Annotated in this window: 21 protein-coding genes and 1 tRNA gene; 11 read left to right on the plus strand and 11 right to left on the minus strand. The window is 34.6% G+C overall.

The genetic code is table 11. The features are described 5' to 3' along the window. Positions 1–36 precede the first annotated feature (36 nt). The 4 genes from FLACHUCJ7_RS08380 (at position 37) to FLACHUCJ7_RS08395 (ending at position 7121) form a co-directional block, all read left to right on the plus strand. Positions 37–4920: a T9SS-dependent choice-of-anchor J family protein gene (locus FLACHUCJ7_RS08380; RefSeq protein WP_180908580.1), complete on the plus strand. Its 4884-nt coding sequence runs from the start codon at positions 37–39 to the stop codon at positions 4918–4920. Between the two features lie 49 nt (positions 4921–4969). Beyond that, positions 4970–5737: a monofunctional biosynthetic peptidoglycan transglycosylase gene (gene mtgA / locus FLACHUCJ7_RS08385; RefSeq protein WP_180908581.1), complete on the plus strand. Its 768-nt coding sequence runs from the start codon at positions 4970–4972 to the stop codon at positions 5735–5737. Beyond that, positions 5724–6683: a lipid A deacylase LpxR family protein gene (locus tag FLACHUCJ7_RS08390; RefSeq protein WP_230408805.1), complete on the plus strand. Its 960-nt coding sequence runs from the start codon at positions 5724–5726 to the stop codon at positions 6681–6683. Before mtgA ends, FLACHUCJ7_RS08390 begins: the two co-directional genes overlap by 14 nt. 108 nt (positions 6684–6791) lie before the next feature. Continuing rightward, positions 6792–7121: a YegP family protein gene (locus tag FLACHUCJ7_RS08395; protein WP_031455185.1), complete on the plus strand. Its 330-nt coding sequence runs from the start codon at positions 6792–6794 to the stop codon at positions 7119–7121. 238 nt (positions 7122–7359) lie between these two features. Here FLACHUCJ7_RS08395 and FLACHUCJ7_RS08400 read toward each other — a convergent pair whose 3' ends face one another. Next, positions 7360–7923, minus strand: coding sequence for a DUF6642 family protein (locus tag FLACHUCJ7_RS08400; protein WP_031455186.1), 564 nt, complete (start codon positions 7921–7923; stop codon positions 7360–7362). 177 nt (positions 7924–8100) lie between these two features. On the opposite strand from FLACHUCJ7_RS08400, the gene FLACHUCJ7_RS08405 reads away from it, so the two are divergent. After that, positions 8101–8274, plus strand: coding sequence for a hypothetical protein (locus FLACHUCJ7_RS08405; RefSeq protein WP_180908582.1), 174 nt, complete (start codon positions 8101–8103; stop codon positions 8272–8274). A 51-nt stretch (positions 8275–8325) separates the two neighbouring features. Here FLACHUCJ7_RS08405 and FLACHUCJ7_RS08410 read toward each other — a convergent pair. Next, positions 8326–8399, minus strand: a tRNA-Ala gene (locus FLACHUCJ7_RS08410). 104 nt (positions 8400–8503) lie between these two features. On the opposite strand from FLACHUCJ7_RS08410, the gene FLACHUCJ7_RS08415 reads away from it, so the two are divergent. The 3 genes from FLACHUCJ7_RS08415 to FLACHUCJ7_RS08425 all read left to right on the plus strand — a co-directional run bounded on the left by FLACHUCJ7_RS08415 (position 8504) and on the right by FLACHUCJ7_RS08425 (position 10746). Next, positions 8504–9268: an enoyl-CoA hydratase/isomerase family protein gene (locus FLACHUCJ7_RS08415; protein ID WP_078229162.1), complete on the plus strand. Its 765-nt coding sequence runs from the start codon at positions 8504–8506 to the stop codon at positions 9266–9268. A 172-nt stretch (positions 9269–9440) separates the two neighbouring features. Next, the gene (locus tag FLACHUCJ7_RS08420; RefSeq protein WP_031455188.1) at positions 9441–9893 is read left to right on the plus strand and encodes a 6-pyruvoyl trahydropterin synthase family protein; all 453 of its coding nucleotides are present in this window, start codon (positions 9441–9443) and stop codon (positions 9891–9893) included. Positions 9894–10002: 109 nt separating this feature from the next. Further along, on the plus strand, positions 10003–10746 hold the full coding sequence (locus FLACHUCJ7_RS08425; RefSeq protein WP_078229163.1) for a UDP-2,3-diacylglucosamine diphosphatase: 744 nt from the start codon (positions 10003–10005) through the stop codon (positions 10744–10746). On the opposite strand, the gene FLACHUCJ7_RS08430 is transcribed toward FLACHUCJ7_RS08425, so the two are convergent. The 5 genes from FLACHUCJ7_RS08430 to recJ form a co-directional block, all read right to left on the minus strand. Continuing rightward, positions 10747–11721: a cytochrome c3 family protein gene (locus FLACHUCJ7_RS08430; RefSeq protein ID WP_223255512.1), complete on the minus strand. Its 975-nt coding sequence runs from the start codon at positions 11719–11721 to the stop codon at positions 10747–10749. It lies immediately after the preceding gene. A 312-nt stretch (positions 11722–12033) separates the two neighbouring features. Then, the gene (locus FLACHUCJ7_RS08435) at positions 12034–12390 is read right to left on the minus strand and encodes a hypothetical protein (protein ID WP_180908583.1); all 357 of its coding nucleotides are present in this window, start codon (positions 12388–12390) and stop codon (positions 12034–12036) included. A 157-nt stretch (positions 12391–12547) separates the two neighbouring features. Beyond that, on the minus strand, positions 12548–13462 hold the full coding sequence (locus tag FLACHUCJ7_RS08440; RefSeq protein ID WP_180908584.1) for an alpha/beta fold hydrolase: 915 nt from the start codon (positions 13460–13462) through the stop codon (positions 12548–12550). After that, positions 13462–14742, minus strand: coding sequence for an MFS transporter (locus tag FLACHUCJ7_RS08445; protein ID WP_180908585.1), 1281 nt, complete (start codon positions 14740–14742; stop codon positions 13462–13464). Before FLACHUCJ7_RS08445 ends, FLACHUCJ7_RS08440 begins: the two co-directional genes overlap by 1 nt. Beyond that, positions 14732–16432 carry a single-stranded-DNA-specific exonuclease RecJ gene (recJ, locus tag FLACHUCJ7_RS08450; protein ID WP_180908586.1) on the minus strand — a complete coding sequence of 567 codons (1701 nt, stop codon included), beginning with the start codon at positions 16430–16432 and terminating at the stop codon, positions 14732–14734. The genes FLACHUCJ7_RS08445 and recJ overlap by 11 nt, the downstream gene beginning before the upstream one ends. A gap of 231 nt (positions 16433–16663) precedes the next feature. Between recJ and ade the strand changes: the two genes are divergently transcribed. Continuing rightward, a complete protein-coding gene (ade, locus tag FLACHUCJ7_RS08455) occupies positions 16664–18286 on the plus strand; it encodes an adenine deaminase (protein ID WP_180908587.1) in 1623 nt (540 codons plus the stop codon). A gap of 70 nt (positions 18287–18356) precedes the next feature. Here the strand turns inward: ade and FLACHUCJ7_RS08460 are convergent, their stop codons facing one another. From FLACHUCJ7_RS08460 to FLACHUCJ7_RS08470, 3 genes are all read right to left on the minus strand, one after another. Continuing rightward, positions 18357–18704 carry a HopJ type III effector protein gene (locus FLACHUCJ7_RS08460; protein ID WP_180908588.1) on the minus strand — a complete coding sequence of 116 codons (348 nt, stop codon included), beginning with the start codon at positions 18702–18704 and terminating at the stop codon, positions 18357–18359. 93 nt (positions 18705–18797) lie between these two features. Then, entirely contained in the window at positions 18798–19517 is a 720-nt protein-coding gene (rsmI, locus tag FLACHUCJ7_RS08465) for a 16S rRNA (cytidine(1402)-2'-O)-methyltransferase (RefSeq protein WP_180908589.1), read from the minus strand. A gap of 38 nt (positions 19518–19555) precedes the next feature. Beyond that, complete coding sequence (locus FLACHUCJ7_RS08470) at positions 19556–20575, minus strand: hypothetical protein (protein ID WP_180908590.1); 1020 nt, start codon at positions 20573–20575, stop codon at positions 19556–19558. A 229-nt stretch (positions 20576–20804) separates the two neighbouring features. Here FLACHUCJ7_RS08470 and FLACHUCJ7_RS08475 point away from each other — a divergent pair, with 229 nt between their 5' ends. Then, on the plus strand, positions 20805–21395 hold the full coding sequence (locus FLACHUCJ7_RS08475) for a thymidine kinase (protein ID WP_031455200.1): 591 nt from the start codon (positions 20805–20807) through the stop codon (positions 21393–21395). Positions 21396–21431: 36 nt separating this feature from the next. Further along, positions 21432–21851, plus strand: a complete 420-nt coding sequence (locus FLACHUCJ7_RS08480; RefSeq protein WP_180908591.1) for a hypothetical protein — start codon at positions 21432–21434, stop codon at positions 21849–21851. Between the two features lie 66 nt (positions 21852–21917). Here the strand turns inward: FLACHUCJ7_RS08480 and rpoN are convergent, their stop codons facing one another. After that, positions 21918–23378, minus strand: coding sequence for an RNA polymerase factor sigma-54 (rpoN, locus tag FLACHUCJ7_RS08485; protein WP_180908592.1), 1461 nt, complete (start codon positions 23376–23378; stop codon positions 21918–21920). Positions 23379–23447: the final 69 nt, after the last annotated feature.

Genomic DNA, 23447 nt, shown 5'->3' on the forward strand with positions numbered 1-23447 from the left:
TTTAAACGAAACCACTAACTAAAAAAAATCCCAAACATGCAAAAAACTACACTTGTTGTTCTTTTTTCTATTTTTAACCTACTTTTTTTACGAGCAAACCCAATTGCCGAAACCAAAATTGCAGAACCTAATTTTAGTGTTACCGTTTCTTATACCGGAGATGTTGAGGTTACATTTAATGATTATGACTTTATGTCAACTTATGAATGGCAATTTGAATACGGTCCAATTGGTTTTAAATCCGGACAAGGCACCGTTAGAAGTGTTTCAGGGATTCACTTTTATAGATTTACCGTAAATCCTTTATATGGCTATGATTTTAGAGTCAGACAAAGATATTTAACCAACAATAATCTTGTGTGGACAGATTGGTCTGCAGCAAAAACAATTTTTCCAACAAGTGATAAAGTTTTTTCGGTAGGATATACTACAAATTTTGATACTCAAAGTGAAACAAAATTAGAATGGAGGGGATTAATTTATAAAAATTCTTCCAGCACTGCAGGAATCTATCCGAGCCAGGACAATCATAGTGAGAGTAATAAACCAGGATTTTCAATGAGCATGACAAATTATAATTATGCTACTGGTTCTGAAATAGCTTTAGTATCTCCAAAATTTAATGATTTGGCAACTGACCGAAAAATAAAATTTTGGACTTATGGCTATGGTAGTGACAGCGAATTGCTCGTTGGAACAATGACAAACCCAAATGATCTAAGTACTTTTCATTTGCTTTCACGTCCAGAAACTACACAGGGCTATGGCTGGAATCAGAAAACAGTTTATTTTAATAATTATAAGGGCGATGATCAATATATTGTGTTTTTATTTAAAAGAAAATATTATGGTGCCAATGAGGATATAAGTATTGATGATTTTAGCTACGAAACGGCTTCGAATTGTTATGATCTGACTAATTTTTCGCTGACAAATGTAGAACAGAATTCGGCTCAGATAAATTTTGATTCTCAAAATCAAAATGATTATGAAATTAGTTTAACCAATGTTGTTCGTCGTACGACCGAAATTGTAAAGTTCCAGGGCAGTTCTTATACTTTAACAAATTTAATTGGGAATACAGATTATGAAATTAAAGTAAGGGCTCATTGTATTGATGATTTATATTCTAACTGGACAAAAACGATTAGTTTTAAAACTCCTTGTACAGTAATTTCCACATATTACAGTACTTCGTTTGAAGGTGCAAAATATGTTGATCCCTGCTGGAGTACAATTGAAAATAATTGCTTAGTAAGATCTAGCATGGAAAATCTGGGCGAAACACCAAAACTTATAGCTAAAACAGGTGAGGCAAGCATTAGAATGTCGAATTTTGTAGGGACTTTAAATGTAGACAAAGCTTATCTTATAACGCCATATATTGGAGATTTAGATGCTGATAAAAGAATAAAATTTAGTTTGATAACTTATAGTAGTGAGGAAACATATAACCGTACAAGTCTTACAATTGGGACAATGTCTGACCCTAAAGATGCCTCAACATTTGTAGCCTTAAAGTCGATTTTGCCTTCAGAAATGAATGAGCTTCAAAATGATAACAAATCTTCAGAATGGAAAGAGCATACCGTTTATTTAGATAATTATATAAAAAGCAATAATCATCATTACATTGCAATTAGGTATAATAATGAAGGTAAATCACAATTTAATATTGATGATTTTATATATGAGAAAGCTCCTTCTTGTAATGAACCCCTAAACCCAGCGACAGTCGATTTTGGATATGATTTTGCAATAGTAAAATGGGATAACTATAAACCAGCCTCAGAATGGCAGGTCGAATATGGACCAAAAGGTTTTGAGCATGGAAAAGGAACAATTGTTACGGCAACGGGTTATCCTTTTAAAATTACAGAATCGATATTAGGGGGAACTGATTATGACTTTTATGTGCGTTCTAAATGTGGGAGTAATTACAGCCCATGGTCAGATAGGGGATACTTTAGAACAAATTGTGAAGGTTTTACGGCCGGTTACACTGACGGTTTTGAAAATGTTTCTTTTGAAAAGACAGGATGCTGGACCAGAATAGTACCATACTTTAATCAAAGATGGTATAATAAAAATCGCTACATTTCTGAAATAAAGGGGAATGCGGGAACTTTGATACATAGTGATACCAAATCTATTTGTGTGACCAACGAAACAGATGATCCTTTTCCGGCTGGTACAGGTGAGGATGCTGACCGTGTTGTATTAGTATCACCAAGGCTGAAAGATCTTGACCACTATAAAAAAATTGTTTTTTGGTTAAAAACCAGAGCAGTAATTTCAAAAAAACCAATAGAAGTTACCATTGGTACATTAGCTGATCCTAGAGATTATAATACGTTTACGACCTATAAGGTTTTAACTGTTCCTGTCGAAAATAATGATAAGTGGATCAAATATGAAATAGAGTTTTCAGATTACTACGGAACAGATAAGTTTGTTGGTTTCAAACATAGTTCCAAAAATCAGCGATTGGATTACTTTTATATTGATGATTTTGAATATGTTCAAAATGAATGCCCAAGATCAGGACTATTAGGTGCCAGACAATCAGGATCTGATAGCGCTTCTTTGGATTGGAGAGATAATAATACAAAAAAAGCATCAGAAAGCTGGGATATAGAATATGGACCAAAAGGTTTTGCAGATGGTCAGGGAACTCTTGTCAATGTAAATACTAACCCTTATAATTTGACAGGTTTAGCGCCAGGAATCTACGACTATCGGGTGCGGGCATATTGCGAAAAAGCAATAGTAAGTGAATGGTCAGATCGTTATACCTTTAAAATTGGATGCACAGAAAAAGCGCCGTTTATTGAGAATTTTGATCAATATCCGCTGTCTAATGAAATTCCTAATTTTTGCTGGACTAAAAATAGTTTTCTTGATACTCAGCTCTACGAATATTATTTACCAAATATAAATAGCGGACCAAATGTCTTTTATCTTCAAAACAATGAGGAAACTGCACTTTTGGTATCGCCTTATTTAGATGATTTTGATCAAAATAAAAAAATTAAATTTTGGCTTAATCAGCAAATAACTGCTGCCGATTTGAAATTTGCTAACTTGATTATTGGAACTATTAAGAACCCTATTGATATAAGTACTTTTGAACCGTATCAATATATTTCATTAGAAGAATTACGAAATCTCCCTGTATACGGAAAAGAGATAAACGTTGATTTTTCTGAATACAAAGGAGCTAATAAACAAATCGCTTTTCTATTTGTAGCCGAGAATTTAGAATTTCAAGGAACCAATCGGGTTTTAATTGACGATATTTATTACGATCAGACTTTGTCATGCAAGGATCCTGTTGATGTTGTGTTTTCAAATATAAATAGTGAATCATTGCAAATAAACTGGACTTCTAAAAATAAAACATCAGAAAAGGTCGAGATAGAATATGGCCTGACAGGTTTTATTCCCGGAACAGGTAAAATTGCTGTTGCCAATACAAATGAAATTAAGATTTCTAATTTAGAAGAAGGAACTTCCTATCAGTTTTATCTAAAAACAGTTTGTGATTCTGGAAATTCGATTGTGGTGGGACCAAAGAAAATTGAAACTACCTGCAAAGGTAAATCACTGCCGTGGATGGAAAACTTTAGCAATTTAGAAAATTATGGGGCAAATGTATTGCCGGACTGCTTTAAGCTCTTGTATGGAGATCTGACCTTAGAAAAGACTGCTGTTTCAGATAATTATTACAGTTATGGCCCAGATTATATACGTACCGGATATGATGATACAAGTTATTTGCATATAAGAGGGAGTCATCGCACAGAATTGATGACGCCAATGTTTTTTCTGACTGCCGGCACAACATATAAATTTAGTTTAAAAGCCAGAAATAGTTACGAATACAGAACGCAAGGAGTCGGTCTTTCTGTGGGTAGAGGACAGAACGACTACAATATGGAGACAAATATATCAACATCGGGCTCAGGTAGACTTACAGAATATAATTATACTGATCTTTCCTATTACTTTACTCCTATGATTTCTGGTGATTACAGTTTTTTGATGAATTTTTCAAACTCCGGTGCTCCTAATTTAGTGGCAGATAAATTTGAATTAAAGGAGGGGTATAAAGCAGCTGTAGATGGAAATAAAGCATTAACTTTTTATGATTTTCAAAATGAAATTTCAGATGATGTAATTTTAGAAGAGACTACAAATTCTTATATCGATGTTGAATCTGATAGTCAATCCATCAATAATAAAATTGTTGTGATGAAAGGGAATAGCAGTTCTGATGAGTGGGTAACTGCTTCAAATAACTCTGTTTCCGGGAAAACAGCAGAAAATTCAGTTTCGGTTTGGGAATTAAACCAAAGGAGCATTACAAAAGTTAACACAAAAGTAGATGCTACAAAAGCTACTTCCTTGTTTATGAGTTTTATGTTGAAACAGACTTTTGTTAACAGTAATACCGAATCGATGTTTAGGGTTGTTGTAAACGGTAACGTTTTAGGTGAAATAATAAAACCCGAAAAAAATAGTGGAGATAATTTTGAAAAATATTTGTTTGACTTAACTCCGTATGTAGGTTCAGAAATTAGAATTTCACTGCAGCATATCGGAAAATCTTATTTAGGTGATAATGCCTATTTAGACAATCTTAGCTTTGCTAAAACGGTTGAAAGTTTATCGGTTGATAAAAATATAACGACAGATTTTAAATATTATCCAAATCCAGTAGAAAATATTTTAAATATAGAAAGTAATTCAATAATTTCGAATTTAGAAGTTTATGATGTAAACGGACAATTGCTTTTTGAGAATAAATATTCAGATTCAAAAATATCGGTCGATTTTAAACGATTTTCAGCTGGTTTGTATTTAATTGTTTTAAAAAGTGAAGAAAAGAAAGAAATTTTTAAAGTGATAAAAAAATAATTGTAAGCTCTAGTTTGGATGGTGCAATTAATAAATAGAATTCAATATAATGGCAACCAAAAAACCAATACAAAAAAAAGCAACCACAGGTAAATCTAAACCGGTTTCTAAAAAGTCAAATCGTAATTTAGTGCAAAAAATAAAATGGTTTTTCATCAAAGCTGCTTTATGGTTTTTCGGGGTTTCGATTGCGTCAGTTGTTATTTTCAAATATGTCCCGGTGTTCTTTACACCACTTATGGTAATCCGGGTAATTGAAAATAAAATGGCAGATAAAGAAGTGTATTTTGATCATAATTGGGAACCAATTGAAAAAATTTCGAAGAATCTTCAAAAAGCAGTGATCGCCAGTGAAGACGGAACTTTTTTGTATCACAACGGATTCGATTTTAAGGCACTTCAAAAGGCATATAAAAGCAATGAACGTGGCCGTAGAATTCGTGGAGGAAGTACTATTTCACAGCAAACAGCCAAAAACGTTTTTCTTTGGCAGGGAAAGAGTTATTTTCGTAAAGGTCTGGAAGCTTATTTTACAGTTCTAATTGAACTCATCTGGGGCAAAGAACGTATCATGGAGGTTTATCTGAACAGTATCGAAATGGGAGATGGAGTTTATGGAGCTTATGCAGCAACAGAATATTGGTACCGCCGTGATGCCTCAAGCTTAACACCAATGCAGGCTGCAGGAATTGCAGCAATTCTTCCAAATCCGAGAAAATTTAAAGCGACAGGTTCATCAAGTTATATTGTTAGAAGAAAAGAAAGAATTGTTCGTGAGATGCGTGCCGTTGGAAAAATCAATTATGATGGGAAGTAAAAAAGCTTTTTTTGCATTCCTGATAATGGGTACATCCTTAACTTTTGGGCAAGGAAAAACAAAAGAAATTGGGCTTATTACAGATAACGATTTGTATACTTCGTCTAAAAATGACATGTATTATACCAATGGACTGGAACTTTTTTATCGTTTTTTGTCAAAAAACAGTAATGAGAAAATCAATAAAAAAATTACTGAACTCAGAATCGGGCAATACATTTATAATCCTAGATTTATTAATGAGGAAGCGGTTACGATAAATGATCGGCCTTTTACGGGGTATCTTTTTGCAGAAGTTGGACGCAGCTTTTTTTATCAAAGTGAATCAGTTTTAAAAACAGATTTTCAGCTGGGCTATATGGGACCTAATGCTTTTGGTGAAGAAACACAAAAAAGTTTTCATCATATCATAGGGTATAAAAAAGTGTATGGCTGGGAAAATCAACTCCATAATGCTTTGGCTGTACAAGCACATATTGTATATTCTAAAAAATTATTCGCCGGTAAGCATAATGATTTTATAGATTTTCATTTTCAGTCAGAAGCGAATTTGGGGACTATTTTTACAGGGGTTTCTACGGGATTTTTAGCCCGGTTTGGTTTTAAGAAGCTACTGCCGGTTTACGATTCTAATTTGCATGATGCATCAGTAAGTTTTGAACCACAGTATACTATTCGGGAGTTTTATTTTTATGCAATTCCAAGCGTGAATTATCAGTTTTATGATGCCACGATTCAGGGCAGTATGTTTAATGACTCAAGCCCCTTGACTTTTGATTTGGAACCCTTGCGTTTTAATGCTGAGGCAGGTTTTAAGTATCGTTATAATAATCTTAATTTATCTTACTCCTTTATTTATCGTGGAAGAGAATTAAAAGATCCTGTTCACAATACCAATACAGGTTATTTTTACGGATCGATTCGTTTAGGTATTTTACTAAAGTAGTTTATAAATTCAATAATTTATGGGAAACCATAAAATCCTATTTCTAAGTTTTGTAATTTTATAGAAGTACAATAAGAATATTTCTAAACTTAAACCAAAAAAATCAGCATGGGAAAATTTGTAATTACCAAGAGAGCCAACGGAGAATTTCAATTTAATCTAAAGGCCGGCAACGGTCAGACCATTTTAACAAGCGAAGGTTATTCAACAAAGGCAGCTTGTTTAAACGGAATAGAATCTGTAAAAACGAATTCGCAGGATGATTCAAAGTATGATAAAAAAGAGTCATCAAGCGGAAAACCGTATTTTAATTTAAAAGCATCAAACGGTCAAATCATCGGCGCAAGCGAAATGTACGAAAGCATTGCAGCCAGAGATAACGGTATTGCCTCTGTAAAAACTAATGCTCCGGAAGCTACAACTGATGATCAGGCTTAGGTTTGAATTTGAAACAATATAATTGAAAGCTCTCGTAAATGAACTGCCCCCAAAAAGTTAGACACTATTTGGGGCTTTTTTATTGTAAATGTCTAAAGTTTCTTGAAAAATCGAGAATCTCTAACTTAGCCCTGATGGGAGCGGTATCCTTTTTATGGCTTTTTTAGACAGAAAAAGATATAGCGGACAGCAGGACAAAATTTCTATTTGAAAACTTAAATAAACTGCTCCTAAATAGTTAATAATACATTCTAAAATCGAGTAGTTTACAAAGATCGTAATGCTTTTCGTAAAGAGTCTCTACAATTTCAATAAGATCGTCTTCTTCCTGGCATAATTTAAAAAAAGCTTTGTCGACAGAACCGGTACTGGTAAATTTATTAGACTCTGTTCCGTAGCCGGAAATAGCTCTTGCGCCGGTAATATCCAAAAAATATTGCGCTTCCTCTTCGTTTAAATCCAGTATTTTTGAATTGGCAAAATGTAGAATCTTCCCCTTCATTTTTCCTTCGAAGATTTCGGCAATTTCTTCTAAACTATAATAGTAGTCATGAAGGCAAATATTGTTGGGTTCGCCTTTCATCACGAGATAGATTATTTCGTAATCTTTAAAATTATGGTCGTCATATAACAAAGTATTCAGGCTTTCTTCAAGTCCTTCGATCGTGTCACAAGTTTTATAAATGCTCGAAATACCCTGATTAAAAGCCATTTTTTCAAGACTTTTAACCACTTCAGTAGCCGTGTTGTTTTCTATATCTGAAACGCCTTCAAGGCAAAAAATAAATTTATCAGAATCCATGACGATTAATTTATGCAGTCAAAATACAATTTGTACTTTTAATCTTTGATAGCAATTTAATTATAATTGCCCAGATATAAAAGGCAACAAAAAACAGTTTAACACAATTATAATGTTTAACCTTTAGGTAATATAATGAAGTTTTAAAAACATTATTTTTATTTAAAAATTAAAGTAATGGAAATCAATTGGATAGTTTTAGGTATTGTAGCAGTAGTCGTTTTTGTTTTGATTGTGTTTATAAGTAAAAAAAATCAAAAAGAGAAAAAGAAATTAATGGAACTTTTAAATAATGACTTTAAAAAAGCGGATGAAGACGAACCGGATTTTGACAATGTTAGCGAAAGATGATTTTCTTAAAAGTAAAAAACCGTACTACAGTCGAGTAATACGGTTTTTTTGTGGAGAATATCGGATTCGAACCGACCACCTCTTGCCTGCCAGGCAAGCGCTCTAGCCAAATGAGCTAATCCCCCATAGCGAAAGCAAATAAAGTCAATTAATTTTCAAAAAACAAATTTAAGAGAGTTTCAGGCAAAATATTTTTCAAAACCGTAACTTTACTTTTAAAACTAATTTTATGAGTTCAGAAAATAGCAATGGAAGTTTAGAAACTTCCTTTCAAAATAAGGTAGCAACCATTCAGTTTGGACACCCGGCAAGCAATTCTTTTCCACGTGAATTATTGGATCGATTGACAGCCGAAATTAATTTGTTAAGCAGAAACGAAACCATTGCTGTAATTGTCCTGCAAAGCGAAGGTTCGAAAGTATTTTGTTCAGGCGCCTCCTTTGACGAACTTCTGACCGTACAAAATGAAGAACAGGGAACCGAATTTTTCTCCGGTTTTGCTCATTTGCTCAATGCAATGCGAAATTGTACAAAACTTATTATTGGCCGTGTTCAGGGAAAAGCCGTAGGGGGTGGTGTCGGAATTATTGCCACCTGCGATTATGTTCTGGCAACGCCGGAAAGTGCTGTGAAACTTTCGGAATTAGCTATCGGAATTGGCCCGTTTGTGATTGAACCGGCCGTTTCCCGTAAAATTGGAAAAACAGCAATGACCGAAATGACTTTGGCTGCACACGAATGGAAACCGGCAAGCTGGGCCTTACAAAACGGACTTTTTGCGTCGCTTCATAACGCGGAAGATCTGGATACAGAAGTTCAAAATTTTGCTCAAAAACTAAGTTCATACAATCCTGAGGCTTTATTCGAAATGAAGAAAATTATTTGGGAAGGTACAGAGCAATGGGAATCCATTCTAATCGAGCGTGCTAAAATTACCGGAAAACTGGTTTTGTCAGATTTTACGAAAAAGGCTTTATTGCAATTTAAGAAGTAGTTTTTTCAGAAGCAATTTCCTGCTGTCTGCTATATCTTTTGTGCCGAACCCCGGCACAAAAGGTAATTGCAAGAGCAATTCGACCATCAGGGCTAAAACCCTAAATAAGACCTTTTTCTATTAAAAGACTTTTTCTCGCTTGTATTTGCTAAATTTGCAGAAAAAACAACCGATGAGTAATATCAGAATTACAAAACAATTTAGCTTCGAAACCGGACACGCTTTATACGGCTACGACGGAAAATGTAAAAACGTTCACGGACACAGTTATAAATTATCGGTAACGGTTATTGGTTCGCCAATTACAGACCGGTCAAATGTAAAATTCGGAATGGTAATCGATTTTTCGGATCTAAAGAAAATTGTAAAAGAAGAAATTGTCGATCAGTTTGACCATGCCACTGTATTTAACGAAACTACCCCACATATCGAATTGGCAAACGAACTGAAAAATCGTGGGCATCATGTAATTCTTGTCGATTATCAGCCAACCAGTGAAAATATGGTAATTGATTTTGCAGCCAGAATTGTAGCAAGATTACCTTCAGGAATTAAACTTTTCTCACTAAAACTTCAGGAAACCGACTCTTCATTTGCAGAATGGTACGCTTCTGATAATCTTTAAAATTCCAATTCTTAATTTCCAAATTCCAACCCTTCGACTTCGTTCAGAATGAAAATAGGACTGAATTATAAAATCTAAGAAGTCTAAGATCTAACAATCTAAAATCTAAATGAAAAAAATATATTTTGCTTCTGACCAGCATTTTGGAGCGCCGACTCCTGAATTGAGTTTGCCTCGTGAAAAGAAATTTGTAGCGTGGCTTGATGAGGTAAAAGAAGATGCAGAAGCTATTTTTTTATTAGGTGATTTATTCGATTTTTGGTTCGAATATAAAATGGTTGTTCCAAAAGGGTTTGTTCGTATTCTTGGAAAGCTGGCCGAAATTCGTGATAGCGGAATCCCAATTTTTTTCTTTGTTGGAAACCATGATTTATGGATGAATGATTATTTTGAAACCGAATTGAATATTCCGGTTTATCATGATAATAAAGAATTTACCTTTAACGGAAAGACTTTCTTAATTGGTCACGGCGACGGAAAAGGTCCCGGAGACAAAGGCTATAAGCGAATGAAAAAGGTCTTTACAAATCCGTTTTCTAAATGGTTTTTCCGTTGGCTGCATCCTGATGTTGGTGTGCGTTTGGCGCAATATTTATCAGTTAAAAACAAATTGATTTCCGGAGATGATGATGTTAAGTTTTTAGGTGAAGAGAACGAATGGCTGGTTTTGTACGCCAAACGTAAACTCGAAACCAAACATTATAATTATTTCATCTTCGGACACCGTCACCTACCTATGATTATTCCGGTTGGTAAAGACTCTGAATATGTAAATTTAGGCGATTGGATTGGCTATTTTACCTATGGTGTTTTTGATGGTGAAAAATTTGAACTTCAAAAGTTTGAGAAATAATTATTTTTTAGCTGCCGCATAAATAGCTATTTTGTGTGTTCTTAACGAGTAACTGGTAACAGCTGAACTATTTGATTGCTGAAAATGAATTGCTTTTGAATCTTGTTTTGGCATATGACATTCCACACAATTATTCGTTAACCTCAATTTTGAGATTGTTTTTAGGGTTACAGCATTGTGTTGTGCGTTTTGATGACAGCTCATACAAATTTTAGAATAAGACATGTAGCTTTTCGGTGAGTCCTGATGAGGATTATGGCAGGTAATACAATCCATAGTCTGGCTTTTCTGAAAACATTTGCTTCGAGAAAGCAAACCTAATTGATTACCATGGACATCATAATTTAAAGTGTCTTTTGAGCGTTGGTTCTCTTTAAAATAATCAGAAAGACTTTCTCCGGGTTTAAATTGAAATCTTGATTTTAGTTTAGTGTGATCACCACCTGAATGGCATAGTCCGCAAGCATCTATTCTTTGCTGCCTGTTTAGATTTCTAAAAGATACCATATTTTTAGTTTTCTTTAAATCAGGAAATTTTAAATGCGTCTGAACATGTTTTTTTGCCGGTCCATGGCAACGTTCGCAATCTATTCCGTAAAGTAAAGTGTTTTTGTTCATAAAGTCATCGACTTCCATCCCCATAAAAGTATAGGTTTCGGTGCTGGCTGTAGTCACATATTTGCTTGCGATATTGGAGCTGTGACATGCAAAACATTCTTTTATTATTTTTCTGTTAAAATCAGGTTTGGTGGCTGAATAATTAGGACTTGTTGCCCAGTTGTTTATAGATTTATAATAAGAAATCGGTAGCTCATAAAATCGGTGGTTTTTCCAGTAACCGCTGGTTTGTGCATGTTTGAACCCGAAAATAACGTCAAAGGGATATGCTTTAATTTCTTTACCGCTTTTGTATAATACCTGATAAAAGGAATCATTACGCTCCTCCATGACTACTTTAGTATTCTTGTCATACACAAAAGTATTTTTGCCATTTGCAAAATATCCTAGAATGTTTTCTTTAGTAGCAGGTAATGAGGCTTTAAAATGACCACTGTGAATAGCTGTTTGGTGTTGCTTTTGATGACACTGAACACAACTTTCAGAGCTTGCATAATCTGTTCCGCGAGGCTCTGTATAATCGTCCGATTCATTTTTGCAACCTGTTAAAAATATGCCGAAAATAAAAATGGTAAAAACAATACGTGCTTTCTTTATAATTTAAATTTACTTTTTTTAAATAAATATATTTAAATTGTAAAAAAATAACTGTTAAAAAAATGATACTTCTTAATTTAAGCCTGCCCCATATACATATTCATCCAGATCTAATCGAAATAAAGTTCCTTCGACCAAGTCCTTTATTGATTTTATTTCTTTCATCGAAACTGCTAAATCTACTTGTGGCAGAGGGGTTTTGAGTAAAAATTTATGGCAGCTGTTTTTTAGCTGACAGGATTCACAGCAAGTATTTTCAATAAGACTGTCGTCAATCAAATCACAAAACTGATTCAATTCGGCAACAGAAAGATAAAATCCGGTCTCTCTAAAAACCAATTGTACTTTATCTAATATCGTTTTGTTTTCCTTTTTCCAGTAAAAGGCAACTCCAAAGTTATTATGGTATATCTGTTCAATATCTTTCATCTATAAATCCTTTATTCAAACAAATATAAATATTATTTATATTAATTCTAAATAAAGAATCTTAAAAATTGTTATTTTTTTTTGATTCCATAAGTAAAAATTAGTCCAGAGATTCATTCGTTATAAAAATTTTAATATCATTCGCAAAATATTAAAGCTAATGGAACCATTTTTTTACTTGATTTATAAATTCATCTTGTTGATCTACAAATAAATAGTGAGAACAATTTTCAATAAAAGCAAAATGATTGCTACCGGTTATATTTTTAAGCGAAGTAATTTGTACCAATGAAAAAATGCCGTCATCTTTTCCGTAAATTCCAAAAACAGGAATACGGTTAGTTTTGATTTTTTTCAAAAAAGGCCGGCTGTCAATATTGTTTTGTTTTTCGTTTTGATAAAAAAGCAATGTTGCATTTTTATTTCGGATGTTTGTTTTGAAAAATTCTCCTGTTTCATATTCAGTGTATAAATTTTTAGAATAATCCGTAGGTTTTGGCATTTTGAAAAAATTGTTTTCTCCTGCAAGTTCAAAACATCCTTTTCGATATGCTGCAGACTTTTTGTCTAAATTTTCAACATAACTTATTCTCTTCAGTTGTTCAGCATCATTACTGTATTTTTTTTGAAGTGTATTTAAAATATGGTTATACGTTTCCTGCTGCGAAAATAAACCACCGGCAAGAACCAAAGCACTAACATGCTGTGGGTATTTATTAGTGTAAAGCGTCGCTACCAAACCACCAAAACTATGACTTAATAAAATAGCCTTTTTTAAATGATATTTTTTATAAATTGAATTTAAATCCTGAAATGCTTCATCGTAAGTAAACTTTGCATTTGGATCTGCAGATCTTCCTTCGCCTCTTCTGTCATAAATAATTACATAAAAACCAGTATCTGCCAGTTTTTGTGCTGTTGTTGCTTCAAACAAAGTTGCATTGCCTCCTGGACCTCCATGTATAAAAATTACTGCTTTGTTTGTTTGATTTCCGTATGTCTTAATATAAAGATTTTGTCCCTTTGCGAAAAGAGATATTGCTAAAAATAATGCTGTTAGTAATGATTTCATTATTCCATATTCTGATGATCTTCCATATCTTTTTGAAGATCTAAATTTCTAAAGGTTGGTGAAGCCGCTCCGAAGCCTAAAACGGTTAATAATGTCATACTTCCTCCAAAAATTACAGAAATCACGGGTGTCATTAATTTAGCTGTCAAACCGCTTTCAAAGGCACCTAACTCATTTGATGAACCAACAAACATTGAGTTTACGGCCGCTACACGCCCACGCATGTGATCGGGAGTTTTAAGCTGCAGAATAGTCTGGCGAATTACTACTGAAATTCCATCAGCAACTCCGCTCAAAAATAAGGCTGCGACTGAAAGCCAGAAAATAGTAGAGATTCCGAATAAAATTATACACAATCCGAAAACAAAAATGGCGATTAAAAGTTTCATTCCGGCTTTCTTATACAAAGGAACATAGGCAGAAATTAACATGGTAATAAAAGCACCAATAGCCGGAGCTGCCCTTAATACTCCAAATCCTTCTGGTCCTACTTTTAAAATATCCTGAGCAAAAACAGGTAATAAAGCAACTGCACCACCAAACAGAACCGCAACCATATCTAATGAAAGTACACCAAGGATGGTTTTATTGTTAAACACAAATTTGATTCCTTCTTTCAGGCTCTCCATTAACGGTTCACCAATTTTTGGATTTAAAATCGGTTTTTTCTCTATTTGTGATAAAGCAATTAAAGAGAAAACAGAAAATCCAACAACTGTACACATAGACCAGTGAACTCCAATGAAATTAATTGAAAAACCCGCTACAGCCGGTCCTAAAACTGCTCCGATCTGCCAGACAGAACTGCTCCAGGTAGCAGCATTTGGATATGCTTTTTTAGGTACGATTAATGACAAGAGAGAGAAAATTGTTGGTCCAAGAAAAGCACGAACCAGTCCTCCTAAAAAAACCAGGGCATAAATAGAATATAAAATTGTATCTGATGAGAATCCGTCTACAACTTTTGGCCAGGTTAGTAAAAAGAGCCCGAAGCTAATCACAGAGAATCCGAGGATACATTTTACCAATAATCCTTTTTTCTCACGCTGGTCGACCATGTGTCCGGCAAATAATGCCATCGAAACGGCGGGTATAACTTCCATCAATCCAATAAGTCCTAACGAAAGTGGATTCTTAGTTAAACTGTATACTTCCCATTCAATCACAATAAACTGCATGGACCAGGCAAAAACCATGGCAAAACGCAATAATAAAAAAACATTAAATTCTCTATAACGTAACGCCTGATACGGGTCGTTTTTCTTCTCTTTATTCTTCATTTGTTCTAATATCTTTAAGCATAAGCTGAGTTGAAACAGTATCATTCCACTCATTTTCAGCCAGCGAATAGGCTAACTGAAAAGTATTTTGATTTTTTGTGATTTCTATTTTTTTTCCAAGTCCAAAACCTATTGCGGCAATTCCGTCTGAATTATTCTGTTTTACAAAAAGTCTCAAATGTTCATCATCTGCACCCAGAGTTTTAGCATAACCAGTATCTTTTACGTTTTGGGTTATAAAAACCGGGGTCATATTTTGCGGACCAAAAGGTTCGAATTGTTTTAAAATCCGAATTAGTTTGGGCGTAATATCCGAAAAATTGATTTCGGCATCAATTTCAATTTCCGGAGTTCTCATTTCAGGCAGAATAGTTTCTTCTACACATTTCTCAAAAGCGGTTTTGAAAGCCACATAATTTTCTGCTTTCAAAGTCATTCCTGCTGCGTACATGTGGCCTCCAAATTGCTCCAGATGTTCCGCACAGGCATCTAAGGCATTGTAAACATCAAAACCTTTTACAGATCGGGCAGAGGCTGCATATTTATCGCCACTTTTGGTAAAAACTAAAGTCGGACGATAATACGTTTCAATTAACCTTGAAGCTACAATTCCGATTACGCCTTTGTGCCAGTCTTCCTGAAAAACAACAGTTGAAAATCGTTCTTCTTCCTGATTTTCTATAATTTGCTGAAACGCTTCTTTCGTGATTTTTTTGTCTAAATCTTTTCGATCCGAATTGTATTGTTCGATTTCAGAAGCAAATTGCTGTGCCTGCTCAAAATTGAATTCGGTTAGCAATTCAACCGCATGATTGCCGTGCTTAATTCTTCCTGCGGCATTTATTCTGGGAGAAATGATAAAAACAACATCGGTAATGTCTAAAGTTTTCTTTTTTATCTGATGCACCAAAGCTTTAATTCCCGGTCTCGGATCGCTATTGATCACCTGCAATCCGAAATAAGCCAAAACTCTGTTTTCTCCCGTAATAGGGACAATATCTGCAGCAATTGCGGTAGCAACTAAATCAAGATACGAAACCAGATCTTCAATGGTTTCATTTCGATTCTGTCCTAAAGCCTGAATCAATTTAAAACCAACGCCGCAGCCGCACAATTCATCGTAAGGATAAGAGCAGTCTTCTCTTTTTGGATCTAAAATTGCAACTGCATCCGGTAGAAATTCTCCGGGTCTGTGGTGATCACAAATGATAAAATCGATGTTTTTTTCTTTCGCGTAGGCGATATGATCGATTGATTTTATTCCACAGTCTAAAGCGATAATCAGTGAAAATCCGTTGTCTTCTGCAAAGTCAATTCCTTTAAACGAAATTCCGTACCCTTCATCATAACGATCAGGAATGTAAGTGGCAATATTTGGATAATGCGATTTTAGATAAGAAGAAACCAAAGAAACGGCCGTTGTACCATCTACATCATAATCACCAAATACCAAAATATTTTCCTGATTTTCAATTGCTGATTCTATTCGGGCAACCGCTTTGTCCATATCTTTCATCAGAAACGGATCGTGGAGATGTTCTAATGAAGGACGAAAGAAATTTTTAGCGTCTTCAAAAGTTTCAATTCCACGCTGAATCAAAAGTGTTGCTACAAAATCTTCTACATTTAAAGCGGCTGCAAGATGTTTTACCTTTGCTTCTGAAGGTTTTGATTTGATGGTCCAGCGCATAAATAATTATGAATTGAAAATTAAGAATTAGGGTTTTATGTGAGAGAACAAATTTAGTTTAAAATAGCGAATCATTTTAATCTTCTTCAATGCAAATTTTAATCAAATATAAACACCTTAAGTGATCTTATATGGTTATCTGTCTTAATAAGCTATATTAAGGTCATTTGAGAAAAGAAAAAACGAAAATTTGTTATTACTTTTGATTATATCATTTTTAAAACAAACAAAATGAAAATTCAGGGGCAAATTATTGATATCCGGAACCGACGTATTTATGCTGGGGAAATCACTGTCGAAAACAAAAAAATCATTTCGATAATGGAGAAAAACCACAATGTGAAAAATTACATTATGCCTGGATTTATTGACGCCCATATTCATATCGAAAGTTCGATGCTCGTTCCTTCCGAGTTTGCAAAAATAGCCGTACTTCACGGAACAGTTGCCACCATTTCTGACCCACACGAAATCGCAAATGTTTTAGGAACGGCAGGCGTTTATTATATGATTGAAAACAGCAAAAAAGTACCGTTGAAATTTCATTTTGGTGCACCGTCTTGTGTTCCTGCTACTTCTTTCGAAAGTGCTGGCGCTATCATAGATTCAGATGGGATTAAGGAATTATTGGCTTCTCCCGACATTTATTATTTGGCAGAAATGATGAATTATCCGGGTGTTTTATTAAATGAAGAAGAAGTTTTAAAGAAAATTCAATGGGCGAAACATTTCAACAAACCCGTTGATGGTCATGCGCCGGGATTAAGAGGTGAAGCGGTTCAAAAATATATTTCAGCCGGGATTTCTACCGACCACGAATGCTTTACTTTTGAAGAAGCCGAAGAAAAATTATCTCTGGGAATGAAGGTTATTATTCGGGAAGGAAGTGCTGCCAAAAATTTCGAAGCACTCATCGATTTACTTCCAAAATATTTCGAAAACATGATGTTTTGTTCAGACGATAAACATCCTGATGATTTAATCATAAACCATATTAATTCGCTTTGCGCACGTGCAGTTGCGAAAGGAATTGACATTTTTAAAGTCTTACAGGCAGCTTGTGTGAATCCTGTGAATCATTATAAAATGGATGTAGGTTTGTTGAAAGTAAACGATGCTGCAGATTTTATCGTAGTCGAAGATTTAGTTGATTTCAAAGTGAAACAAACTTACATCAATGGCGAATTAGTTGCCGAAGATGGTGAGTCTTTCATAAAACATACTCCATTTGAAACGCCCAATAATTTCAATATCACTTCTAAAGAAATAAGCGATTTTAAAGTTTCGGGTTCGGGTTCAAAAATCAGAGTAATTGAAGCTTTGGAAGGACAATTAATTACCAATGAAATTCACCATCAATCCTTAATCGTTGATGGAAAAATCGTTTCAGATACCGAAAATGATATTCTGAAAATGGCTGTTGTGAATCGTTATCAGGATACCAAGCCTGCTATTGCCTTCATTAAGAATTTTGGTCTGAAAAAAGGCGCTATCGCCAGTTCTGTAGCACACGATTGTCATAATATTGTTGTATTGGGAACTTCTGACGAAGAAATTTGTAATGCTGTTAATCTGATTATTAAAAATACCGGTGGAGTTTGTGCCGTAAATGGTTCTGAAAGCAAAATGCTACCGTTGCCTGTTGCCGGAATTATGAGTGACAAAAATGGTTGGGAAACAGGAAAATTATACCAGGAAATTGATGCAATGGCAAAAGAATTAGGAAGCAATCTGAAAGCGCCTTTTATGACGCTTTCGTTTATGGCTTTACTGGTTATTCCCGATTTAAAGTTATCTGATAAAGGATTATTTAGCGGAAATAGTTTTTCATTTGTTGATTTGGAAATTATTTAACCATAAAGGTTAAGAAGTAACTTATTTTCTCAGTAGTAGTGAAAATTCGTTTTATCTGTGGCCAAAATAGTTAAGATTTCAAAGTCAAAGCATCTCCTTCAAACTGGATTCCATCCCAGCCTAAATTGATGAAATTTCTAATGTTTTGATGGTTTGTTCCGTTTGGATCACCTAAAACTTCTTCAAAATAAAAAGCGCCGAAGCATGCTAAAGTTTCTTCTTTGCTTAACTTTTGCAATTTTGCAAAAGAAAACAATTTGCAGGAACCTGAATTTTCACCGGCTGCGTTATGTTGTGTTCCGTTTTGAAAAGCGGTTGGAGTAAAGTTATAGTTCTCTTCAATTACTGCAATAGTTTCAGGAAATGTGATTTGTGTGGGTGTTTGTTTTACTTTTTCTAAAAAGGCTTGGATGCTCATGATTGGGATTTGTTTACTGCTTTAGTTTGTTTGCAACTGATTAAATGATTTCAAGGATTTCTAATCTGTTAAATCTATGGTTGAAATAATTTTTTATTCTTCATCATCCTTAGAAAATTTACTTTTCTTAGGTTCTTTGATTATTGTTTTTCCGGCAACCACCACAACAATTTCTCCTCTTGGAGCTGTTTTTTCAAAATGCGCTAAAACTTCTTTAGCAGTTCCTCGTACATTTTCTTCATGCAATTTTGATAATTCACGCGAGACGCAAACTTGTCTGTCTTCTCCAAAATATTGAATAAATTCGGCTAAAGTTTTGACTAATTTATGTGGCGAAACGTACAAAATCATCGTTCTGGTTTCTTCGGCTAAAGCCAAAAAACGGGTTTGACGCCCTTTTTTATCAGGCAGAAAACCTTCAAAAACAAATTTGTCGTTTGGAAGTCCGCTGTTTACTAAAGCGGGAACAAAAGCTGTTGCTCCAGGAAGACATTCTACTTCAATTTTATTTTCAACGCAGGCGCGGGTCAGTAAAAATCCGGGATCTGAAATGGCCGGAGTTCCGGCATCTGAAATTAAGGCGATGGTTTCACCTGCTTTCAGACGGGCGATTAGATTTTCGGTTGTTTTGTGTTCGTTGTGCATATGATGGCTGTGCATGTGCGTGCCAATTTCAAAATGCTTCAGGAGTTTACCGCTCGTTCTGGTGTCTTCGGCCAAAATCAGATCGACTTCTTTCAAAATGCGAATGGCTCTGAAAGTCATGTCTTCAAGATTGCCAATTGGTGTTGGAACGATATATAATTTAGACATAGTTTATTTGTGAAATGTAAAATGTGAAACGAAAAGGGTTATGAAAATTTCTTCTCAATAATTCCAAGAAAACGTTCTTCATAATCTTCTTTTCCCTGCCAGTCGCTGTAATCAGGTTTTACCATGGTTTCGATAAATTCTTTTGCTTCACTAAAACTGTCGAATGTCAATAACTGATTCAAAACACGGCTGTAATCTTCGGTATTATTTCCGAAAAGATTTTTGGTAAAGGCGATGCGATCATTTAGATCAATATGAAAACCTTTAGCCAGTTTTTCGTTTAACGGAACAGTTTTAGGTTTTACTGGTTCTGCAATTGTAGCCTGAACAGGTGCTTGCTTCTCTTGAAATTCATTTATTGATGCTGTAGGTGCAGGAGCGACATTTTTAAAATCATCTACCTTGACAAATTGTGCATCGGCATAATTAACACCCAGAATATCTTCAAACGAAATCGAAACAGCATCTGATTTTTCAGGAGTTGCTGCTTTTGGTTCTTCTGCTATTATTTCTTCTTTTTCTAATTCAAAAGCAGGTTTAAAATCTGGAATTGGTTTTAAATCGTTTACAGTTTTAAACGAAAGTCCTTCTGCAGGTTCTGTTTCCTTTTTGGTTTCAAAAATCGGTTCTTCAATTTTTTCAGCAATTTCCTCGACTACTTCTACAGGTACATCAATTATGATTTCTTGTTTTTTAGTCATTACTTCCGGAACTTCAGCAACTATTTCTGCCGGTGTTTTTTCAATGATTTCAGGTTCAGGAATAGTTTCGGCTTCAATTACAGTTTCTTCAACGGCAGTCGGAAGTGTTTCTTCAGCCTTTATTTCAGCCGGAAGATTTTCTTCTTTTTCAAAAACAGTTTCAACTTGAGATTCTATTTCACTATAACCGATAGTTGGTTTTAAATCGTCGAAATTCTCTTCGACAAATTTTAAAACCGCTAATTTTTCGTATAATTTCTGTGTTTCAAGATATAATTGATTGATATCGGATTTGTTTTTAAGTTTTAAAATTCGATGTGCAATGCTGATTAAATCGGCTTCCAATTTTTTTTTCATAACTGTTGAAATTATAGTGAATAGGGTATTTTAGTATATTTTGAATGTCTTTTTAATTCGCGAAAGAAATTCGCCTGATATTTATTTTCTGTTAATAAACGTGAGCGAATCTTCAGTTTGATAAAAATTCTCTATTTTTGAAAAAGTGTAAAACAACAATTTTCACATCGATTTATTACCAGTACAAAGTAATAAAAACTATTCATTTTTAAAGGTAGAAAAATACAAAATGTTTCTCGAAAATACAGTAAATCACAAAGAACAATTTGGTTGGATTGAAGTTATTTGTGGATCAATGTTTTCGGGTAAGACCGAGGAGTTAATCCGCAGATTAAAACGTGCTCAATTTGCCAAACAAAAAGTAGAAATCTTCAAACCTGCTATTGATACCCGCTATCATGATGAAATGGTAGTATCTCATGATTCCAATGAAATTCGCTCAACTCCAGTTCCGGCTGCTGCTAATATTGCAATATTAGCTCAGGGCTGCGATGTTATCGGTATTGATGAGGCTCAGTTTTTTGATGATGAAATTATTACAGTTTGTAACGATCTTGCGAATCAGGGAATTCGTGTGATTGTTGCCGGTCTGGATATGGATTTTAAAGGAAACCCTTTCGGACCAATGCCCGGACTTATGGCAACTGCAGAGTATGTAACCAAAGTTCACGCAGTTTGTACCAGAACCGGAAACCTTGCCAATTACAGCTTCCGTAAAACCGATAATGATAAATTGGTAATGTTGGGTGAAACAGAAGAATACGAACCCTTGAGCCGTGCAGCATACTTTAATGCAATGAAAAAAAGTCAGGAGAAATAATGAAGCCCTAATGTTTTATGCCTTAACACTACTAACATGAGAAAACAGAATATTTTATTTTTAGCAATCCTTGTAATTGCAATGGGCATAGCGGGTTATTTTTATTTTTTTATTGCTGAAAATACTGAAGAGATAAATATTGAAGCAACCCAATTGGTAGAAAAGTACAATAAAAATTGCCCGTTGACTATTCAGGAAGGAATTCGTTTAGATAGCGTAAGTTTACATGAAGAAAGGATTGTTAAGTACAATTTGACTTTGTTGAATGTTGTAAAAGAAACGGCTGAAGTAGATATAATAAAAAAGGAAATTGAAAAAAGTCTGATCAGTACAGCAAAAGAAAATACGGGATTTCAGGTTTTCAGGGATAATGATTATACTTTGGCGTATAGTTACAGTGATAAAAATAAAGCATTTTTGTTTGATGTGAAGATATTTCCGGATCAGTATAAATAAGCTTTTAATCTAAATAAAAACCCGACACAAATTTAAATTCTGTCGGGTTTTCTATTTTATAAAAAATTAAATCTTCTTTCTCATTCGGGCAACCGGAATATCAAGCTGTTCCCGGTATTTTGCAATAGTTCTTCTTGCAATTGGATACCCTTTTTCTTTTAAGATTTCAGCCAGTTGATCGTCTGGAAGCGGTTTCTTTTTATCTTCTTCTTCAATGGTATTTTTAAGAATTTTTTTGATTTCTAAAGTGGAAACATCTTCTCCCTGATCATTTTTCATTGCCTCAGAGAAAAATTCCTTAATTAGTTTTGTCCCGTATGGTGTTTCGACATATTTGCTGTTGGCTACACGCGAAATCGTTGAAATATCCAAACCAACCATATCGGCAATGTCTTTTAAGATCATGGGTTTTAGTTTGGTTTCGTCGCCGTCCAGAAAAAATTCTTCCTGATAATGCATAATCGCATTCATGGTCACAAAGAGTGTTTCCTGACGCTGTCTGATCGCATCGATAAACCATTTAGCCGAATCCAGTTTTTGTTTGATAAACTGAACCGCATCTTTCTGTGCCGTCGATTTATCACGAGAATCTTTATACGTCTGCATCATTTCCTGATAATCCTTAGAAACGTGCAGGGAAGGAGCATTTCGTCCGTTTAAAGTTAGTTCCAGTTCGCCATCAACAATTCTGATCGCAAAATCCGGAACTACATTTTCTGTAACTTTATTATTCCCTGTAAATGAACCGCCCGGTTTAGGATTCAGTCTTTCGATTTCGTGAATTGCTTTTTTAAGCTGTTCGTTAGAAACGCTGTATTTCTGTAATAATTTGTCGTAATGTTTCTTCGTAAAAGCATCAAACTGATTCTCTATAATATCAATCGCCAAATCAACATATTCTGTTGGTGTTTTATGTTTTAACTGAAGCAATAAACATTCTTGTAAATCACGTGCTCCAACCCCCGAAGGTTCTAATTCGTGAATAACATGCAGCATTTTTTCGACCATTGTTTCATCAGTGTAAATTCCCTGAGTAAAAGCCATATCGTCTACAATATCCGGAATGCTTCTGCGAATGTAACCCATATCGTCAATACTTCCAACGAGGAATTCAGCGATTTCGCGCTCTTCATCATTCAAAATAAAAGTATTCAGCTGATTGATCAAATCCTGATGAAAACTTATTGGCGAAGCAAAAGGTGTTTCACGTTCTTCTTCGTCTCCATAATTATTAACCTGAGTCTTGTAATCAGGCGTATCGTCGTCACTTAAGTATTCGTCAATGTTAATGTCTTCCGCTTCGATTCTGTCAGATTCCGCATCATCATAATCGTCGTAGTCTTCATTGGCAAATTCATCGGCTTCATATTCATCTTCCTGTCCTGCCTCTAAAGCCGGATTTTCGTTCATTTCTTCCAATAAACGTTGTTCAAAAGCTTGCGTAGGCAATTGAATTAACTTCATCAGCTGAATTTGCTGTGGAGATAATTTTTGGGATAATTTTAAATTTAAAAATTGCTTTAGCATTATTATGTTTAATCGTTTATTTGTTTAATTGTCAATTTGTCAATTCGTGAAAATCGGTTAACCGAATGA

The organism is Flavobacterium salmonis (genome assembly GCF_903819435.1).
Lineage (GTDB): Bacteria > Bacteroidota > Bacteroidia > Flavobacteriales > Flavobacteriaceae > Flavobacterium > Flavobacterium chungangense.

Coding starts and splice junctions, on each gene's coding strand:
- FLACHUCJ7_RS08440 (WP_180908584.1), bottom strand. CDS start 13,462: ATGAAATCATTACTAACAGCATTATTTTTAGCAATATCTCTTTTCGCA.
- ade (WP_180908587.1), top strand. CDS start 16,664: ATGAAAATTCAGGGGCAAATTATTGATATCCGGAACCGACGTATTTAT.
- FLACHUCJ7_RS08480 (WP_180908591.1), top strand. CDS start 21,432: ATGAGAAAACAGAATATTTTATTTTTAGCAATCCTTGTAATTGCAATG.
- rpoN (WP_180908592.1), bottom strand. CDS start 23,378: ATGCTAAAGCAATTTTTAAATTTAAAATTATCCCAAAAATTATCTCCA.
- FLACHUCJ7_RS08435 (WP_180908583.1), bottom strand. CDS start 12,390: ATGAAAGATATTGAACAGATATACCATAATAACTTTGGAGTTGCCTTT.
- FLACHUCJ7_RS08470 (WP_180908590.1), bottom strand. CDS start 20,575: ATGAAAAAAAAATTGGAAGCCGATTTAATCAGCATTGCACATCGAATT.
- FLACHUCJ7_RS08415 (WP_078229162.1), top strand. CDS start 8,504: ATGAGTTCAGAAAATAGCAATGGAAGTTTAGAAACTTCCTTTCAAAAT.
- FLACHUCJ7_RS08380 (WP_180908580.1), top strand. CDS start 37: ATGCAAAAAACTACACTTGTTGTTCTTTTTTCTATTTTTAACCTACTT.
- rsmI (WP_180908589.1), bottom strand. CDS start 19,517: ATGTCTAAATTATATATCGTTCCAACACCAATTGGCAATCTTGAAGAC.
- FLACHUCJ7_RS08400 (WP_031455186.1), bottom strand. CDS start 7,923: ATGGATTCTGATAAATTTATTTTTTGCCTTGAAGGCGTTTCAGATATA.
- FLACHUCJ7_RS08445 (WP_180908585.1), bottom strand. CDS start 14,742: ATGAAGAATAAAGAGAAGAAAAACGACCCGTATCAGGCGTTACGTTAT.
- FLACHUCJ7_RS08390 (WP_230408805.1), top strand. CDS start 5,724: ATGATGGGAAGTAAAAAAGCTTTTTTTGCATTCCTGATAATGGGTACA.
- FLACHUCJ7_RS08420 (WP_031455188.1), top strand. CDS start 9,441: ATGAGTAATATCAGAATTACAAAACAATTTAGCTTCGAAACCGGACAC.
- FLACHUCJ7_RS08475 (WP_031455200.1), top strand. CDS start 20,805: ATGTTTCTCGAAAATACAGTAAATCACAAAGAACAATTTGGTTGGATT.
- FLACHUCJ7_RS08425 (WP_078229163.1), top strand. CDS start 10,003: ATGAAAAAAATATATTTTGCTTCTGACCAGCATTTTGGAGCGCCGACT.
- FLACHUCJ7_RS08395 (WP_031455185.1), top strand. CDS start 6,792: ATGGGAAAATTTGTAATTACCAAGAGAGCCAACGGAGAATTTCAATTT.
- recJ (WP_180908586.1), bottom strand. CDS start 16,432: ATGCGCTGGACCATCAAATCAAAACCTTCAGAAGCAAAGGTAAAACAT.
- mtgA (WP_180908581.1), top strand. CDS start 4,970: ATGGCAACCAAAAAACCAATACAAAAAAAAGCAACCACAGGTAAATCT.
- FLACHUCJ7_RS08405 (WP_180908582.1), top strand. CDS start 8,101: ATGGAAATCAATTGGATAGTTTTAGGTATTGTAGCAGTAGTCGTTTTT.
- FLACHUCJ7_RS08460 (WP_180908588.1), bottom strand. CDS start 18,704: ATGAGCATCCAAGCCTTTTTAGAAAAAGTAAAACAAACACCCACACAA.